The organism is Phenylobacterium sp. (assembly GCF_030693625.1).
Taxonomy (GTDB): domain Bacteria; phylum Pseudomonadota; class Alphaproteobacteria; order Caulobacterales; family Caulobacteraceae; genus Phenylobacterium; species Phenylobacterium ferrooxidans.
In genome coordinates this window covers 127,874-145,512 of sequence record NZ_JAUYAF010000035.1, presented here as the reverse complement: position 1 = coordinate 145,512, position 17,639 = coordinate 127,874, and the positions used below count along the sequence as shown (strand labels likewise).

Genomic DNA, 17,639 nt, shown 5'->3' with positions numbered 1-17,639 from the left:
TGGTCTAGGCCCGGAACTGCCGAATTCTCAGCCCAAAAGAGCGCCGCCGTCAGCCTAGGTCGAACGGCGACGTTGGCCTCCAGGCTGGAAGCGGCCTCGGCCGGAGGGCGTTGTTCGTGTCGTTCGTGTTGTTCGTGGACGACCTTCTTCTTACCGGCCCTGACAGATCACCTTGTGCAACGGGAAGGTCTCGGCCTTTCGCGCGGCCTCGCTGTCGTAGAGGAAGCCGCTGTCGTCGGGCAGCAGGGTGATGGCCTCCTGCTGGGCCAGGGGCGGGGCCCGGAACACCGAGACATTGTCGCCGGCGGTCAACTTGGCGGGCACGCCCTTGGCCAGGTCGAAGCCCAGCTCCACCACCGCCATATAGGTCAGCAGAACGGCGCGCTTGCCGTCGCGGCTGATGTCCAGGCCGGTGGGGATCCAGCCGTAGAACGGCAGGTCGGAGAGCAGCTTCGGCAGGTCCAGCTCCCCCAGCTTGGCGAAGACCTGGACGCCCTGCGTCTGCGCAAGCTGGTTGGCCGATAGCCGGTACACCGAGGCGGGTCCCGGGTTGGTCACCTTGGCGTCCACCGGCTTGGTCACCACGAACAGGTCGCCATTGGGATGCAGGGCGAAGGCCTCGACGTTGCGGGGGCCGTCCGGGTAGCGGGCGCGGACCACCCGTAGCGGCGTCTCGGTCTCGGCGTAGGTCTTCTTCTCGGCCAGGAGGGTGAAGCTGACCTCTGCACGCGCGCCGGCGTTGTCGCCGACATCGCCCAGATAGAGGCAGGTCCTGGACCCGCAGGGGCCGAGCGACAGCTCCTCGATATCGGCGGGTTTGGGTCCCTTGAGATTGACGGTCTGGAGACCGCCGCCGGCCATGTTGGTGATGTAGAAGCGCAGACCGTCGCCGGAGTCGTTGTTGTGATAGATCCGACCCGGATAGGCCCGCGAGGCCTCCAGGCCGCTCGCCTCATTGATGGGCTTGGAGGGGATGGAGGCCGCCAGGACCGGCGAACTCCAGGCCTTGCAGACCTGGGCCTGGGCGCTCAGGGGCGTCGCGGCCATCAGGGCCGAGGCGAGGAAAAGGGCGCGCATTCGCAGCTCCAGCTAGGGGACGAGGCGGGACGATCCCGTCCCGCCTCGCGCGGGTCAAGCTAAGGCTTCATGAAGATGCAGAGCTTGTTGCCGGTCGGGTCGCGGACATAGGCGCCGTAGAAGCTGGTGGAGTCGGCGGGCCTTGGGCCCGGCGCGCCTTCATCGGCGCCGCCGTGGGCGATGGCCGCGGCGTGGGCGGCGGCGACCGCCGCCTCGGAGGGGGCCAGGAAGGCCACCATGATCCCGTTGCCGGGCCGGGCGGGCTCGCCATCGAAAGGCGGGCAGATGAAGGTGTTGGCCTCGCCGTCCTTGGGGCCGTATCCGGCCCAGCCGCCGTCCAGGAAGGCGCGATGGTAGCCGATGGCGCCGAGCACGGCGTCGTAGAACGGCAGGGCGGCCGGGACGTCCAGCGCCCCGATGGTGACGTATCCGATGGACATGGAACTCTTCCTCTCTTGCTGGCGCGCAGCCTAGCAGGGGAAGAGAACAAAACAAGAACTATGGTTGAGCCTTGGCCTCGGTCGGCAGGCGGATCTGCACCAGCTTCCACTCAAACCAGCCGCGACGCTGGAAGGTGAACACCGTCTCGCGAGCCGGCTGGTCGGGACCGCGCACCACGAAGCGCGAGCGATTGGGTCCCCAGTAGCGCAGGGAGGGCCAGGGCTCCTGCACCAGGGTGAGGGCCTGGTCGCCGAGGCCCTGGGGCGCCGGAGGCTCGGGCGGCGCCTTGCCCGGCTCGTAGCCCCGGGTGAGGTCATGCAGGCCCTGGACGCTGACATAGCGCTCCACGGCGGGCGGCGGCGGGGTCAGGGGCTCCAGGGCGCGTTTCATGGCGCCGAGCGGATCGGTCCAGATCGTCGGCGCCGGGGCGGTGGTGGCGTTGGGCGTGGGACCAAGCTGGCCCTTCAGGGTTCCCCGCACGGCGTCATAGTCCACCAGCTCGGCCAGGCCCTGGACGTCGCCGTCGCGGGCGTTGGCCTTAAGCGCACGGAACGCGAACCAGGGCGCGGCGACGAAGGCCACACAGGCCCCCAGCAGCAGCACCAGGATCAGGTTGAAGATGGTCCGCCACATGGGCTGAAGCCTCTCTGAAGTCGCAGGATGATTAACATGTGTGGCCCGGCTTCCTAGCGGTTCCTCCCAGGAGGCGAGCCCGATGGGCATTGCGGCGCTTGCGCCCGGCGCTCAAGAGCGCGAGGTTTGCGGATTGTTTGAACCATAACGAAGCCCAGGGAGGGCGCCATTTCATGTCGGCCAGCATCAACCCCAATGGAAATCTCAAGGGCAAGGTCGCCCTGGTCACCGGCGCCAGCCGCGGCATCGGCGAGGCCATCGCCGCCCGCCTGGCCATGGAGGGCGCCAAGGTCGTCGTCTCGGCCCGCACCGCCCAGGACGGCGAGAGCCGCCTGCCCGGCACCCTGATGGAGACCGTCGAGCGCATCAAGAAGGCCGGCGGCGAAGCCACCTTCATCAAGGCCGACCTGGCGCAATCCATCGAGCGCGAGCGTCTGGTGGAGGAAGCGGTGGCGACCTACGGCCCCATCGACATCCTGATCAACAACGCCGCCATCACCTATTTCACCCCGGTGGTGGAGTTCACCGAGAAGCGCTTCAAGCTGATGATGGAGGTGCAGGTCTATGCGCCCTTCCACCTGTCGCAACTGGTCCTGCCCTCGATGATCGAGCGCAAGACCGGCCACATCGTCAACATCTCCTCGCCCGCCGGCATCCACCCGGCCAAGCCCTATCGCGGCGGCCGCGGCGGCACCGTCTATGGCCTGTGCAAGGCGGCCCTGGAGCGGTTCTCGACCGGCCTGGCCTCGGAGGTCTATGCCGACAACATCGCGGTGAACGTGGTGTCGCCGGGCCTCGTCGACACCCCCGGCGTGGCGGTGCACGGCCTGATCAACGAGCAGTCCAAGGACCGGGTGCAGCCCATCGAGTACATCGCCGAGGCGGTCTACCAGCTGGCCAGCGGCGACCCCAAGACCCTCACCGGCCGGGTAGACTATGCCGAGCCGCTGCTGAAGGAACTGAACCTCAAGCCGTCCGAACTGGTCTAGGCCGGGAAGGACAGGTCTTCAGTCGTGAAGCCGATCGCCCAGGTGGCCGAGCGGCTGAAGACCCATCTGGCGGCGCCGGGCGGAGAGGTCGCCAGCCGCCCGTCGCGCGCAGGCGGATGATGGCGATGGATGAAACCGACGAGCTGTTGCGGCTGTGCGTGCGCGCGCTGGTCGCCCAGATGGGCGACGTGCCAGGGGTGGAGATGCGCCTGACGCGGGACTGCGTCCTGGGCCTGACCGGCGAGCCCTCGGCCGATTTCAACAGGCTGACCCTGGGCGCGGACCCCGACGCCGAGGGGTTCCTGATCTCGTCGGTGGCGCGGGCGAAAGAGCGGGGATTGCCGCTGCAGGCGGTGATGTGCCCGGGGGTGTTGGAGGCCCTCACGCCGGTGGCGCGGCGGCTGGGACTAACGGCGGTGGGGACCTCGCCGCTGATGGTGCTGCGGGCCGGGACGCCGGTCGCGCCGAGCCGGCCGGTAGGGATCACCCGCGCGCTCGGCCCGGAGCTGGTGACGATCGCCGGCGACCTCGCCGCGGCCGCCTTCGACACGCCGCGCGACGCCATCGCCCGGTGTATCGATGTCTGTGTGACGAAGACCGCCGGGGTGGAGACCTGGATCGCCTGGGACGGCGACAGGCCGATGAGCACCGTCACCGTGACGCCGACCGGAGACACGGCGGGGATATCGCTGATGGCCACGCCGCCGGAACACCAGCGCAAGGGCATGGGCCGCGCCCTGCTGACCCAGGTGATCGACGACTATCGTCGCCGCGGCATGGCGCGCTTCCACCTGGGCGCCACCGAGGCGGGCCTGCCGCTCTATGAGAGCCTGGGCTTCGAGACCGTCGCCCACCTCTCGGCCTGGATCCTGCCCGGCCCGAGCGCGGGGCAGGGCTAGGGTCGCCTGGGCCTTCACCCTTGCCAATCCCCCCGACCACGCCTTTCATCCCCGGCCTTGTGGCGCGGGCGATGATGCTTTTTCTGGGTAGGCGGGTCTGATGGTCGGTGCGGCGAACGCGGAGAAACTGACGGCGGAGCGCGTCTATGCGGCGCCGGATCTGACGGGGCCTCGGGCGCGGGGGGTGACCCTCTCGCCGGATGGGTTGATGGTGAGCTATCTGAAGGCCAAGACCGACGACGTGCGGATGACCGACCTGTGGGCCGCCGACGTCGCGGGGGGCGAGCCGCGCCTGCTGCTGGATGCGCGGGATCTGATCCCCAAGGACCGGGAGCTTTCCGAGGCCGAGAAGAGCCGCCGCGAACGCCAGGGCGTCCAGACCCGGGGCGTGGTGGCCTATGACTGGGACGAGGAGGGGCGGTTCATCCTGGTCCCGGTGGAGGGCGATCTGTGGCTCTACACCATGGCCGGCGGCAAGGTCAGCCGCCTGACCAACTCCGCCGCCGACGAGATCGACGCCAAGGTGTCCCCCAGGGGCGGCTTCGTCTCCTTCGTGCGTGACGACAACCTCTTCGTCCTTCCCTCCCAGGGCGGCGCCGAGCGGGCGCTCACCGCCGATGGGAGCGAGCTGACGTCCTGGGGCACGGCCGACTACATCGCCCAGGAGGAAATGGCCCGGCAGACCGGCTACTGGTGGAGCCCCGACGAAACCCGCATCGCCCTGACCCACGTCGACCAGACCGGGGTGGACGTGGTGGAGCGGTTGGATATCGGGGCGACGGGCGCCACCATCGTCAACCAGCGCTATCCCCGAGTGGGCCGGCCCAATTCGGTGGTCACCCTGCATGTCGCCGATGTCGCCACCGGCAAGCGGGTGAAGATCGACCTGGGGGCGGAGACGGACATCTACCTGGCCCGCGTCGACTGGTCCAAGGACGGCAAGACCCTCTATGTCCAGCGCCAGAGCCGCGACCAGCGCCGCCTGGACCTGCTGGCCGCCGACCCGGCCACCGGCAAGACCCGGGTCCTGCTGACCGAGACCAGCCCCCACTGGGTGGAGCTGACCGACGATTTCCGGCCGCTGAAGGACGGCGGTTTCCTGTGGTCGTCGGAGAAGAGCGGCTGGCGCCACCTCTACCTGCACGGCGCCGACGGCAAGGCGGTTGGGGCGGTCACCCAGGGCGACTGGCCGGTGGACGCGATCGCCGGCGTCGACGAGGCGCGCGGCGTGGTCACCTTCACGGCGTTCAAGGACAACCCCATCGAGCGGCGGCTGTACGAAGTCGCCTTCCGAAGCCCGGCCGAGCCCAGGGCCCTGACCCCGGCCGGCGGCTGGTGGACCGTGAAGATGGCCAAGGCCGGCGGCGCCTTCGTCGGCGCCTATGAGGACCCCGCCACGCCCCCGCGCACCGGGCTCTATCGCGCCGACGGGACCCTGGTGCGCTGGATCGAGGAGAACAGCCTCAAGCCCGGCCACCCCTACGCCCCCTATGCGGCGCGCCTGCGGACCCCGACCTATGGGACGGTGAAGGCGGCCGACGGCCAGGACCTCTGGTGGTCGCTGCGCACGCCGCCCGGCTTCGATCCGGCCAAGCGCTATCCGGTGATCGTCCAGGTCTATGGCGGGCCGGGCAGCGCCACGGTGCGCAAGATCTGGCACAACCCGGCCGACCAGCTGTTCCTGGAGGCGGGCTACATCCTGTTCTCCCTCGACAACCGCGGGACGCCCAACCGGTCAACGGCCTTCAAGACCGCCATCGACCGGCGGCTGGGCAAGCTGGAGGTGGAGGACCAGATGGCCGGCGTGACCTATCTGAAATCGCTGCCCTATGTGGACCCCGCCCGGATCGGGGTCACCGGCTGGTCCTATGGCGGTTATATGAGCCTGCTGCTGATGACGGCGGAAAACAGCCCCTATGCCGCCACGGTGGCCGGGGCCCCGCCGACCGAGTGGACGCTGTACGACACCCACTACACCGAGCGCTACATGGGCACGCCCAAGACCGATCCGGCCAGCTACGCCGATTCCGACGTGCTGAACCGCGTCGCCCGGCTGAAGTCCGGCAGCCTGCTGCTGATGCACGGCATGGCCGACGACAACGTCACCTTCGACAACTCCACCCGGCTGATGGCGGCGCTGCAGGCCCAGGGGACCACCTTCGAGACCATGATGTATCCGGGCCTGCGCCACCGCGCCGGCTGGACCCAGACCCACCTGCTGCACCGGATGCGCACGACGCTGGACTTCTTCGGGCGGAAGCTGGCGCCGGTGGCGGCGGAGTAGGGGGGCGGCGACTACTCCGGCGAACGCCTCTGCACCGGGCGGTACCAGGTCAGTTGCTCGCTGGTGGCGAGGAGCTTGCCATCGCGGCTCCAGTAGCTGGAGCGTTCGTCCGAGGCGCCGCCGCCGCCGACCCGGCCCTCGCACTCGATCAGGATGAAGTCGTCGCCCACCTTGGCGAGCTCCTCGACGGTGGCGTGCAGATAGACGGTCAGGGACAGGGTGGTGTTGTTGATGGTGCGGCCGAGTGCGTACATGGCGCGCGGCGCCGAATTGTCGGTGACCATGCCCAGCAGGGCCTTGTCCCACGGCCCGCGGCGCGAGCGGACCCAGACGAGGCTGCGGGAATCGCCGCTGACCTGCGGCGGGAAGATGTCCTGGCCGCGGCGTTCGAAGGCCATGGCCCCGTAGTGCAGGGGCGTGCCGGGGTGGTCGGGGCTGGAGAGGCTTTCCGGCGTCGGGGCCTCGGGCATGACGGCGAAGGCGAAGGGCGGGGTCTCGGGCCGCCGGGCCATGGTCACCATGCCGTGCACGGCGACCTGGTCGGAGCCGGCGCCCAGCAGCTCCACCTCCCAGACACCGATCGACCCGCCCTGGCGCAGCCGCCGCGTGCGGATGTCCACCTGGCCCGAGGGCAGGGCGGCGGCGTAGGTGAGGGTCAGGGACAGGGCCTCGCCCACCGCGTCTGGCTCGGCTTCCAGCACCCGGATGAACAGGCCGATGGCGTAGCCGCCCCACAGGCCGCCGCCGGGGTTCTGCCACTCCGGTCCGGCGAAGGTGGTCCAGCGTCCGGCGGAGACGGGGGTGAGCGAGATGGAGTCGGACTGGGTCATGCCCGGTCTCTAACCCGCCGCCGCAAGGTCAGGGAAGACCTCGCTAGAGCATGTCAGGCGCAAGTGGGCGCCGGTTCGCCGCCCGGACATGCTCTAGATTCAAGAAGATAGACCCATTTTATCCGATCAGATTGATGCAACCTGATCCGGAAAGGGTCTAGGCCGGGCTGACCTCGCCGATCTCGGCGGCGGTGGCGAGCAGGACGTCGAGAACCTCGGCCAGGTGGTCTCCAGCCATGCGTTCCTCCGGGCCGGAGATGGCGATGGCCGCGGCCGGGGCGCCGCCGGGGCCGGGCAGGGCCACCGCCACCACCCGCGCCCAGGGGGTGAAGCCGCCCACCAGGCTCGCATAGCCGTCCCGCCGGGCCTTCTCGAGGTCCTCGAGAACCTGGGACAGCACAAATCCGGCTTCGGGGGGGCAGGCCGCGATGCTGCGCGCCACAGCGTCTCGCGGGTCTGGCCGGCGGCTGAGTATGGCGCGGCCGGCGGCGGTGAAGACCATGGGCGCCCGGGTGCCGTTCAGCGGCACGTAGCGAAGGGCGCGGACCTGGGCCGCGCGGTCAAGGAACAGCACCTCGTCATCGACGGGCACGGTCAGCATCACCGTCTCGCGGGTCTTCTCCTGCATCGCCTGGAGGTGGGGCGCCACGCTGCGCCGCAGGCTGTTGGTGGAGATGATCCCAGCGCCTAGCTCCCAGGTCTTCAGGGAGGCGAAGTAGCGGGAGGTCTCCGGGTCCTGCTGGACGTAGCCCAGCTCCATGAAGGTGTTCAGCAGCCGGTGGACATTGCTCTTCTGCAAGCCGAGCTGCTCGGTCAGGGCGGCCAGCCGCATGGGGCGCTTGGCGCGCGCCAAGGCCTCCAGAACCGCCATCCCCTTGGCCACCGTGGTGTCCATCGTCCCCTCCGACTCCTTGAAGCCTAGCAGGCTGTTCCACATAGTGAAACGGCCTCATATTCTAAATAATGGACCATAAATCCAGGATATGGACTCTCAGTTCAAGCAGTGACAACACTGTTCCCAATCGGCGCCCAGTGAGAGGCGACCGAAAGTCATTAGGGGAAGACCATGCTGAGATTGGACAGCCTGCGCGGCGCGTCTGCCGTTGCGATTCTGCTGGGGGCGGGTCTCGCCGCCGGAGCGGCCCAGGCGCAGGACGCCAACGAGGTGGCCGAGGTCATCGTCACCGGCTCCTATATCCGTGGCACCCCTGAAGACGCCGCCCTTCCCGTCGACGTGCTGTCGGCCCAGGACCTGCAGAAGCAGGGCTCCCCCGCCATGGTCGACATCATCAAGTCGATCCCCGGCGTGCAGAGCGTGCTTGGTGAGGCCAACCAGTTCGCCAGCCAGGCCACCACCGGCTCGGGCAACATCAACCTGCGCGGGCTGGGCGCCATCCGCACCCTGGTGCTGATGAACGGCCGCCGGCTGGCCGGCTCTCCCGGCGGGTCCGGCGTCGACACCAACCTGCTACCCAGCGCCGCCATCGGCCGGATCGAGGTGCTGAAGGACGGCGCCGCAGCCACCTATGGCTCCGACGCCATCGGCGGGGTGGTGAACTTCATCACCCGCACCGACCTGAACGGCCTGGAAGTCACCGGCAGCTACACGGCCATCGACGGCTCGGACGGTGATTACAGCATCAGCGCCAACTACGGCTGGGTCGGCGACCGGGGGGACGCCCTGATCTCGGCAGGCTACCGGCACCGGTCTGAGCTCGACACCCTCGAGCGCGACTGGGCGGTGAACTCCTATCTGGAAAACCCCAACGGCAGCTGGTCGGGCTTCGGCAATCCGGGGACCTATATCTCTGGGACCAGCCGCATCGTCGATCCGGGCTGCACGGCGCTTGGCAACACCCTGGTCACCTCGGCGGCGGGCACCCAGAGCTGCTACTTCCAGTTCGGCCGGTTCAACAACCTGGTGGAGACCGAGGAGCACTATCAGCTCTACGCGCAGTTCAACTGGGACCTGACCGAGACCACCAAGTTCCACGCCGAGGCCCTCTACGCGAGCCACGACGTGCCGCATGAGGGCACCTCCCCCTCCTATGGCCCAACCCAGGCCTTCGGTCCCGGCGCGGCCTCGGGCTCGTTCCTGATCTCGCGCAGCAATCCCGGCCTCTGCGGCACGGCGGGCGTCGCGGCCTGCCTGCCGGGCAGCCTGTTCGGCCAGCTGACCACCGCCCAGCAGACGTCAGTCAACACCTCTGGCTTCACCGCCGCCAACATCCTGCTCTGGCGGCCCTACGGCGTCGGCGGCAACCCGCTGACCGGCGACTCCAAGCCCGACCAGCGGTTCTTCGACGGCATTCGCGTCTCGGCGGGGCTGAGTGGAGAGTTCGCGGGCGGCATCGGCTGGGATGTGGCCGCCACCCACATGATCAACCGCAGCGACATCGTCACCTACGACATCCCCGTCGCGCGGCTGTACTACGCCTTGAACGGCCTGGGCGGCCCCGGCTGCGACACCGATCCGATCGCGCCTGGCGTCCAGGGCGGCGTCGCCGGGGTGGGCAACTGCCTCTATTACAACCCCTTCTCCACCGGCATCGCGGCCAATGCGGCCAGCGGCGAGGTCAACCCGAACTACGTCCCCGGCTCAGCGGCCGCCAACGCCAACAGCAAGGCCATCGGCCAGTGGCTGTTCCAGCCCTATGGCTACCAGTCGGAGACGACGCTGACGGTGGTGGACGCGGTGCTCAACGGCCAGTTGGGCATCGACTTCGGCGCCGGCAAGATCGGCTGGGCGGCGGGCGCCCAGTACCGTGGCAACGGTTTCAGCCGCGAGGTCAACGCGATCAACAACATCGCGCTGAACCCTTGCCCGGAGGAGAACGTCACCGTCTGCACCACCGGCTTCGGCAACGGCGTGTTCGGCTTCCTGGGCCCGCTCTCGCAGCAGGACCTCGAGGGCGACGTCTATGCCGCCTTCGGCGAGCTGCAGGTTCCTATCACCGATGACCTGTCATTCCAGCTGGCTGTGCGCCACGAGCAGCACAGCGGCGATGTCGGCTCCACCACCAACCCGAAGCTGGCGGTCCGCTGGCAGGCCACCGACTGGCTGGCCTTCCGGGCCTCGGCCGGCACCACCTTCCGCGCGCCGACCCAGTCCAACCTGCTGCCGGACGCCAACACCACCCAGGCCTTCATCACCCAGACCAGCGGGTATCGGGCCTTCGACACCCGCGGCAACCCGAACCTGAAGCCGGAGACCGCAGACACCCTGAACCTTGGGGCCATCTTCCGGTTCGGCGCCTTTAACGCCACGCTCGACTACTGGTCCTTCGACTTCAAGGACACCATCGAGGCGGAATCCGGCGCGGGCCTGCTGTCCACCATCTTCCCGAACGGCGCCTCGACGACCCTGCCCAACGGCTGCACCACGCCGGGTCTCGCGGCCCTGGTGGCGCGCTTCACCTTCCAGTCGGGCGTCTGCGCGCCCAACAACATCCAGCGGGTGCGGCTGACCACCATCAACGGCACGGGGACCAAGACCTCCGGCGTCGACTTCGCGGCCACCTACCGGGTCGACGACGTCCTGGGCGGGGACATGAACTTCGGCCTCGGTGGCTCCTACCTGTTGGCCTACGAAAACGGCGCCTCCTTCATCGAGGGCATCCAGGTTCAGGGCGCCCAGGAACTGGCCGGCGCCCATGGCGGCACGGCGGGCGGCAGCTCCTTCCCCGAGTTGCGCGGGAGCCTGTTCGCCGAGTACAGCCGCGACATCCACAACGTGCGGGCGACGCTGCGCTACATCGACTCGATGCAGGACACCCGCGACGGCCGGTTCGGGGGCACCAACATCTTCGGACCCAACGGCGCGGTCTCTGGCTACATCCTGCCGGAGGGCGCCAAGCTGGACGCCTTCGTGACCACCGACGTGACCTACCGCGTCCATCTGCCGTGGGACACCACGGCGACGGTGACGGTGGCCAACCTGTTCGACGCCGATCCGCCCTTCGCCCGCCGGGACCTGAGCTACGATCCCGCCACGGCCAACCCGCTGGGCCGCACCTACAAGCTCAGCGTCACCAAGCGCTTCTAGACGTCCTTCCAAGTCGAGCATCAACTGGGCCGCCTCCTTCAGGGGCGGCCCTCTTTTTTTGGCGCGGCCCGGCGCCGGCTGCTAGAGAGCCGCCATGGCCTGGACCAAGACCTATGACGAAGCCGAGCCGCAGCGGGTCAACCGCTGGCTGGCCCAGAGCGGGGTGTGTTCGCGGCGCGAGGCCGAGGGGCTGATCCTGCAGGGCCTGGTGAGCATCGACGGCCAGACGGTCGAGGACGCCGGGCGCAAGATCGAGCCGGGCCAGACCCTGGTGCTGAGCGATAGCGCCCAGTCGAAGCTGGAATCCACCCTGACGGTGGTGATCAACAAGCCGGTGGGGATCGTCTCGGCCCATGCCGAGCCCAACCAGATCCCGGCCGTGCGGCTGCTGACCGCTGGCGCCCTGTTCGGCGCGGACGCGGTGATCCCCAGCCTGGAGAACCGGCTGGCCCCGGTCGGCCGCCTGGACATGGATAGCCGGGGCCTGCTGATCCTCTCGGAAGACGGGGTGGTGGCCAAGGCGGTCATCGGCCCGGAGTCGGACCTGGAGAAGGAATACCGGGTCAAGGTCAGCGGCGCGATCACCGACAAGAAGCTGGCCATGCTGCGCCACGGCCTGCAGCTGGACCGGCGGCAGCTGCGGCACGCCAAGGTCACCCTGATCGGCGATCAGCTGCTGCGCTTTGTCCTGAAGGAGGGCCGCAACCGCCAGATCCGGCGGATGTGCGAACTGGTCGACCTGCACGTGGTCGACCTGCTGCGGGTGCGGATCGGCTCGCTGAAGCTGGGGGACCTGCCGGAGGGTCGCTGGCGTCCGGTCACCGCCCAGGAGCGGGCCGAGCTGATCCACCCGCCGGCCCATCCCGAACGACTGAAGACCGGCAAGAAATCGTCCTGACCGACCGCGCTCCGGGGCCTGGCGGGCCGCCGCCGCCCCTCTCGCAAAGCTTTCGAAGACTTGAATTGAGCAGACCAAAGATTTCGAACGCTTGAATTGATTGGCCGACGAGTCGGCGCGGCCGGGGGCGAGTCCGGCCGGGAGTCTTCGCCCCCCAAAACGCCGTTACGCCAAGCGTGGCCTCGGTTTGCCCGGGTGATGGGGCGATCGGACTGCTGGATGCGACACTTCGTCCGCATCATCGTCAATCGAATTTCGATTCACGAATCCTCAATACTCTCTTAGTCGGCCCGAAAGACTCACATGCTATAGATAAGGTAGAGCAAAAATGCTCACGTCCATTAAAAATAATGGATGAAACCTAAAGAACGTGGGGTTTGTAAGATGCCAAATAGCGTCAATACCAACATAGGGGCGATGATCGCCCTGCAGAATCTCAATCAAACCAGTAGCGAGCTGATGGAAGTCCAGGCCCGTATCAACACGGGCAAGAAGATCGCCTCGGCCAAGGACAACGGCGCCATCTGGGCCATCGCCCAGAATCAGCGCGCCACCTCCTCGTCCCTGAACGCGGTCCGCGACTCCCTCCAGCGTTCGCAATCGACCGTCGATGTGGCGATCGCCGGCGGCGAGGCGGTCTCCGACCTCTTGCTGCAGATGAAGGAGAAGGCGCTGGCCGCGTCTGACTCCAGTCTCGACACAGCCTCCCGCACGGCCCTCAACGAGGACTTCAAGGCCCTGCGGGATCAGGTCGCGAAGTCGGTTTCCAACGCAACCTTCAACGGTGTGAACATGATCAGTTCCGGTGGCACGACGGTCGCGGCCCTGGCCAATGACGACGGAACGTCGAAGATCACGGTCCTGGCCCAGGACCTCTCGCTCAGTGGCATCGGCCTGGCCAACACCTCGTCGGTCGGGACCCAGGCCCTGGCCGAGCAGATGGTGACCGACGTCGGAACGGCCATCGGCAATGTCTCAACGGCGCTGTCGAAACTGGGCACCGGGTCCAAGGCGATTTCCGCCCACCTGACCTTCGTCGGCAAGCTGCAGGACTCCATCGACGCCGGCGTGGGCAACCTGGTGGACGCCGACCTCGCGCGCGAGAGCGCCAGGCTGACCTCGCTGCAGACCAAGCAGCAGCTGGGCGTGCAGGCGCTGTCGATCGCCAACACCTCGTCGGCGACGGTGCTGAACCTGTTCAGATAGATCAGATTGCCGGACCGCGCCGCAAGGCGCGGTCCGCGCTGTCGGCTCAGGCCGGTTGGGCCAGGGCCTTGTCGAGGTTCACGGCGACCTTGTCGATGAAGCCTTCGGTGGTCAGCCAGCCCTGGCTGTCGCCCACCAGCAGGGCCAGGTCCTTGGTCATCGAGCCGCTTTCGACGGTCTCGACGCAGACGCGCTCCAGGGTGCGGGCGAAGCGGTCCAGTTCGGCGTTGCCGTCCAGCTTGGCGCGGTGTTCGAGACCCCGCGTCCAGGCGAAGATCGAGGCGATGGAGTTGGTCGAGGTGCTCTCGCCCTTCTGGTGCTGGCGGTAGTGCCGGGTGACGGTGCCGTGGGCGGCCTCGGCCTCCATGGTCTTGCCGTCCGGAGTGATCAGCACCGAGGTCATCAGGCCCAGCGAGCCGAAGCCCTGGGCCACCTGGTCGGACTGCACGTCGCCGTCGTAGTTCTTGCAGGCCCAGATGAAGCCGCCCGACCACTTCAGCGCCGAGGCCACCATGTCGTCGATCAGGCGGTGTTCGTAGGTGATGCCGGCTTCCTTGAACTGCGCCGCGTACTCGGCGGCGAAGATCTCGGCGAAGATGTCCTTGAAGCGGCCGTCATAGCCCTTGAGGATCGTGTTCTTCGTGGAGAGATACAGCGGATAGGTCCGCTGCAGAGCGTAGGCGAAGGAGGCGTGGGCGAAGTCGCGGATCGAGTCGTCCAGGTTGTACATGGCCATGGCCACGCCGGAGCCGGGATAGTCGAACACCTCGTGCTCGATGACCTGGCCGTCCTTGCCTTCCCACTTGATGGTCATCTTGCCGGGACCAGGCACCTTGAAGTCGGTGGCGCGGTATTGGTCACCGAAGGCGTGGCGGCCGATGATGATCGGCTGGGTCCAGCCGGGGATCAGCCGGGGTACGTTCTGGCAGATGATCGGCTCGCGGAAGACGACGCCGCCAAGGATGTTGCGGATCGTGCCGTTGGGCGACTTCCACATCTTCTTCAGCTTGAACTCTTCGACGCGGGCCTCGTCGGGCGTGATGGTCGCGCACTTGATGCCGACGCCGTATTTCAGGATCGCCTCGGCCGACTCGACGGTGATCTTGTCGTCGGTGGCGTCGCGGCTCTCCATGCCCAGGTCGTAATAGGCAAGGTCGATATCGAGATTGGGCAGGATCAGCTTGTCCTTGATCCACTGCCAGATGATGCGGGTCATCTCATCGCCATCGATATCGACGACAGGATTGGCGACTTTGATCTTGGCCATGAGGGCGATGCGCTCCGGGGCGTAAAATTGGCTTTGGGGCCGTATACTAGGCGTCGGCCTCGACGCAAAGGGCGGGCAGCCCGCCAAGGCCGTTTAGGTGCAAGGCGCTCTCAGCGAGGGAGCATCAACCCACGCCCCGGGTCACCGCGCGCGCGACGTCAGCCAGGATTTTCTCGCGGCCGGCGGCGTCCAGGGTCGAGCCCGACAGGAAAACCGCCACCGCGTAGCGGCGCCCATCGGCGAGGGTGACGATGCCGATATCGTTGACGGCCGGGGTGACGCCCTGATCGGTCCGCGAAGTCCCGGTCTTGTGGGCGAGGCTGGCCCCGGCGGGGAAGCCCGCCTCCAGCCGGTCCTGGCCGGTGGTGGTGTCGGTCATGATCTGCAGGAGCAGCTTCCTGGAGGCCGGCGACAGCAGCTCGCCGTCATCCAGCTTGTCGAGGAAGTTCAGGGCCCCGCGCGGGGTGGCGGTGTCCTGCGGATCGGAGAGATAGATGGCCACGGCCTTGCGCCGGGCCTCCGGCGGAACCTTGTTGAGGGCGGCCATATAGGCCTGCGAGCTCTTCCAGGCCGGGCGGAATGAGGCCATGCCGATGCTGTCGGGCTGGAGTTGGCGCTCATAGCGGTCGACGCGAACCTCCTCCACCTTCTTGCCCACCAGCCAGGCGGTGACCGCGCCGGGGCCGCCGATCTTCTTCATCAGCACGTCGGCGGCGGTGTTGTCGGAGATCCCGGTCGCGGCTGTCAGAAGTTCGCGCACCGTGTAGTCGCGCCGGGCCGGATAGGCGTCGGCGATGGGGCTGAGCGGCGGGGAAAGGTCTTCCTCGGCCAGGGTGATGGTGTCGTCCAGCTTCAGCCGGCCGGCGTCCACCTCGGCCAGGACGGCGGCGCCCAGCGGCGCCTTGAAGACACTCTGCATGGGAAACCGGCGTTCGCCGTTGAAGTCCCAGGTCTCGCCGCTCTCCAGGTTCATCAGGCCCACGCCCAGTACGCCGGGCCGCGCGCGCTCGGCGATCGCGGAGACCTCGGTGGAGAGCTGGGCCAGGTTCAGTTGCGGCGTCTCGGACGCGGTCTGTGGAGAGCCGGAGCCGCAGGCGGACAGGGCCAGGGCGACGAAAGCGACGGCGAGGGAGATGCGCATGGATCACCTTAGCGCACACCGGGCTTGCCATGTGGGGCGCAAGAGATTGAAAACGCGCCATGTCCACAGGTTCCCCGCCCTGCATCATCCTGAACGCCCCGCAGCTCGCCCAGAACATCGGGGCGGTGGCGCGCGCCATGGCCAATTTTGGCCTGGCCGACCTGCGCCTGGTCAATCCCCGCGACGGCTGGCCCCAGGAGCGCGCCTGGTCGTCGGCCTCAGGCGCAGAGTGGCCGCTGAACGCCGCCCGGGTCTATGACAGCGTGGAAGCCGCCATCGCCGACCTTCACCTGGTCTATGCGACGACGGCGAGGCCGCGTGAGTTGCAGCTGCCCATACTGACGCCGCGCGAGGCGGCCGGGAACCTGATCCACGAGGTGGCCGAGGGCCGCAAGGTCGGCCTGCTGTTCGGCGGCGAGCGGGCGGGCCTGGAGACCGCCGACATCGCGTTGTGCCAGGCGGTGGTGACCCTGCCCATCGATCCGCGCTTTCGCTCGCTGAACCTGGCCCAGGCGGTGATCATCCTGGCCTATGAGTGGCGCATGACCCAGGCGACAGGCGCGCCGGCCATCTTCCGAGACGCCCCGCCGCCCGCCGAGGCCGCCGCCATGCAGGGCCTCTATGACCACTTCGAGCAGGAGCTGGAGGCGGCGGGTTTCTTCCACCCGCCCGAGAAGAAGCCCTCGATGATGCAGAACCTGCGCTCGGCCCTGGGCCGCGCCCGGTTTTCCGACCAGGAGGTGCGCACCTTCCGCGGCGTGGTCACCGCCCTATCCAAGGGCCGCGGCCGCGCCCTGCACAAGCTGGCCCGCGAGAAGGCCAAGCAAGACACGGAGTAGGCGCCATGGACTTCAAGGCCTTCCTGTACGCCTTGCCGGTTCCCATCCTGCAGGCGCCGATGGTGGGCGCCTCGTCTCCGGAGATGGCGGTGGCGGTGTCGGAGGCCGGTGGACTCGGAGCCTTGGGGGCAGGGGCCCTTGCGCCCGCCGACATCGAGCCGGCGGTGGCGGCCCTGAAGTCGGCGACCGACCGGCCCTTCGGCGTGAACCTGTTCATCAACCTGGTGGCCGCGCCTGGAGCCGCCGATATCGACGCCGCCCTGGCGCGCCTCGCCCCCTGGTACGCCGAACTCAGCGCGCGCCTGCCGGCCGCGCCCAATGACTACGCCCCGGACTTCGAGGGCCAGTTCGCCGCCCTGGTGCGGGCCGCGCCCGCCGTCGCCTCCTTCACCTTCTCCATCCTGACCAAGGCCCAGGTCGACGCCCTACACGCGGCGGGCAGCTACGTGGTGGGCACGGCGACCACCGTGGCCGAGGCGCGCGCCTGGGCCGCCGTCGGCGCCGACGGGATCAGCGCCCAGGGCGCCGAGGCGGGCGGCCATCGCGGCCACTTCCTGGCGGGGACGGAGGGAAGTCTGGTCGGAACCATGGCCCTGGTGGCCACCATCCGCGCCGCCGTCGACATTCCGGTGATCGCCGCGGGCGGGATCATGGACGGCAAGGGCGTCGCCGCCGCGCTGGCGCTGGGCGCCGACGCCGTCCAGATGGGCACCGCCTTCCTGCTGGCCGACCAGACGGCCGTGAGCGCGCCTTGGCGGAGCGCCCTGGAGAGGGCCGGCGACGACCCCACTCGCCTGACCCGGGCCTTCACCGGCCGCCACGCGCGAGGGATCGAGAACCGCTTCATGCGCGAGATGCGCGCGGTCGAGGACGACGTCCCGGCCTATCCGATCCAGAACCGCCTGACCCAGCCCTTGCGCGCCGCCGCGGCCAAGGCGGGGGAGGCCCAGATGCTGTCCCTGTGGGCCGGCCAGGGCGTCAGGCTTGCGAAGCCGGGCGATGCGGGCGAGATGGTCGGCCAATGGTGGGAGGAGGCCAAGCAGGCCTCCCAGGCCCTCGCCGAACGGGTGGGCCGCTAGCGGGAGACGAT

General features: G+C 68.5%; 15 protein-coding genes. 8 read left to right on the top strand and 7 right to left on the bottom strand.

The window, feature by feature from the left end:
- Positions 1 to 150: 150 nt before the first annotated feature.
- Genes Q8N10_RS08275 through Q8N10_RS08265 form a run of 3 tightly spaced genes read right to left on the bottom strand, consistent with a single transcriptional unit; the run spans position 151 to position 2,151 of the window.
- Complete coding sequence (locus tag Q8N10_RS08275; RefSeq protein ID WP_304782132.1) at positions 151 to 1,077, bottom strand: hypothetical protein; 927 nt, start codon at positions 1,075 to 1,077, stop codon at positions 151 to 153.
- 59 nt (positions 1,078 to 1,136) lie between these two features.
- Entirely contained in the window at positions 1,137 to 1,517 is a 381-nt protein-coding gene (locus Q8N10_RS08270; RefSeq protein ID WP_304782135.1) for a VOC family protein, read from the bottom strand.
- A 58-nt stretch (positions 1,518 to 1,575) separates the two neighbouring features.
- Positions 1,576 to 2,151 carry a DUF2939 domain-containing protein gene (locus Q8N10_RS08265; protein WP_304782138.1) on the bottom strand — a complete coding sequence of 192 codons (576 nt, stop codon included), beginning with the start codon at positions 2,149 to 2,151 and terminating at the stop codon, positions 1,576 to 1,578.
- A 173-nt stretch (positions 2,152 to 2,324) separates the two neighbouring features.
- Between Q8N10_RS08265 and Q8N10_RS08260 the strand changes: the two genes are divergently transcribed.
- The 3 genes from Q8N10_RS08260 (at position 2,325) to Q8N10_RS08250 (ending at position 6,323) form a co-directional block, all read left to right on the top strand.
- Positions 2,325 to 3,140: an SDR family NAD(P)-dependent oxidoreductase gene (locus Q8N10_RS08260; protein ID WP_304782141.1), complete on the top strand. Its 816-nt coding sequence runs from the start codon at positions 2,325 to 2,327 to the stop codon at positions 3,138 to 3,140.
- A 125-nt stretch (positions 3,141 to 3,265) separates the two neighbouring features.
- Entirely contained in the window at positions 3,266 to 4,039 is a 774-nt protein-coding gene (locus tag Q8N10_RS08255) for a GNAT family N-acetyltransferase (protein WP_304782144.1), read from the top strand.
- A 100-nt stretch (positions 4,040 to 4,139) separates the two neighbouring features.
- Positions 4,140 to 6,323, top strand: a complete 2,184-nt coding sequence (locus Q8N10_RS08250) for a S9 family peptidase (RefSeq protein WP_304782148.1) — start codon at positions 4,140 to 4,142, stop codon at positions 6,321 to 6,323.
- A gap of 11 nt (positions 6,324 to 6,334) precedes the next feature.
- Here Q8N10_RS08250 and Q8N10_RS08245 read toward each other — a convergent pair whose 3' ends face one another.
- Together Q8N10_RS08245 and Q8N10_RS08240 are read right to left on the bottom strand one after the other, a co-directional pair.
- On the bottom strand, positions 6,335 to 7,153 hold the full coding sequence (locus tag Q8N10_RS08245) for a thioesterase family protein (RefSeq protein ID WP_304782151.1): 819 nt from the start codon (positions 7,151 to 7,153) through the stop codon (positions 6,335 to 6,337).
- Between the two features lie 157 nt (positions 7,154 to 7,310).
- Positions 7,311 to 8,090, bottom strand: coding sequence for an IclR family transcriptional regulator (locus Q8N10_RS08240; protein WP_304782154.1), 780 nt, complete (start codon positions 8,088 to 8,090; stop codon positions 7,311 to 7,313).
- A 129-nt stretch (positions 8,091 to 8,219) separates the two neighbouring features.
- Here Q8N10_RS08240 and Q8N10_RS08235 point away from each other — a divergent pair, with 129 nt between their 5' ends.
- The 3 genes from Q8N10_RS08235 to Q8N10_RS08225 all read left to right on the top strand — a co-directional run bounded on the left by Q8N10_RS08235 (position 8,220) and on the right by Q8N10_RS08225 (position 13,302).
- Positions 8,220 to 11,198: a TonB-dependent receptor gene (locus tag Q8N10_RS08235; RefSeq protein ID WP_304782158.1), complete on the top strand. Its 2,979-nt coding sequence runs from the start codon at positions 8,220 to 8,222 to the stop codon at positions 11,196 to 11,198.
- 94 nt (positions 11,199 to 11,292) lie between these two features.
- On the top strand, positions 11,293 to 12,096 hold the full coding sequence (locus tag Q8N10_RS08230) for a pseudouridine synthase (protein WP_304782161.1): 804 nt from the start codon (positions 11,293 to 11,295) through the stop codon (positions 12,094 to 12,096).
- A 384-nt stretch (positions 12,097 to 12,480) separates the two neighbouring features.
- Entirely contained in the window at positions 12,481 to 13,302 is an 822-nt protein-coding gene (locus Q8N10_RS08225; RefSeq protein ID WP_304782164.1) for a flagellin, read from the top strand.
- A gap of 46 nt (positions 13,303 to 13,348) precedes the next feature.
- Here Q8N10_RS08225 and Q8N10_RS08220 read toward each other — a convergent pair whose 3' ends face one another.
- Positions 13,349 to 14,569 (bottom strand): NADP-dependent isocitrate dehydrogenase, encoded by a 1,221-nt coding sequence (locus tag Q8N10_RS08220; protein WP_304782167.1) that lies wholly within the window; start codon positions 14,567 to 14,569, stop codon positions 13,349 to 13,351.
- 124 nt (positions 14,570 to 14,693) lie between these two features.
- Positions 14,694 to 15,710 (bottom strand): class A beta-lactamase, encoded by a 1,017-nt coding sequence (bla, locus tag Q8N10_RS08215; protein WP_304782170.1) that lies wholly within the window; start codon positions 15,708 to 15,710, stop codon positions 14,694 to 14,696.
- A gap of 59 nt (positions 15,711 to 15,769) precedes the next feature.
- On the opposite strand from bla, the gene Q8N10_RS08210 reads away from it, so the two are divergent.
- Entirely contained in the window at positions 15,770 to 16,549 is a 780-nt protein-coding gene (locus Q8N10_RS08210) for an RNA methyltransferase (protein ID WP_304782173.1), read from the top strand.
- A gap of 5 nt (positions 16,550 to 16,554) precedes the next feature.
- Positions 16,555 to 17,628, top strand: coding sequence for a nitronate monooxygenase family protein (locus tag Q8N10_RS08205; RefSeq protein ID WP_304782176.1), 1,074 nt, complete (start codon positions 16,555 to 16,557; stop codon positions 17,626 to 17,628).
- The last annotated feature ends 11 nt before the right edge of the window (positions 17,629 to 17,639 follow it).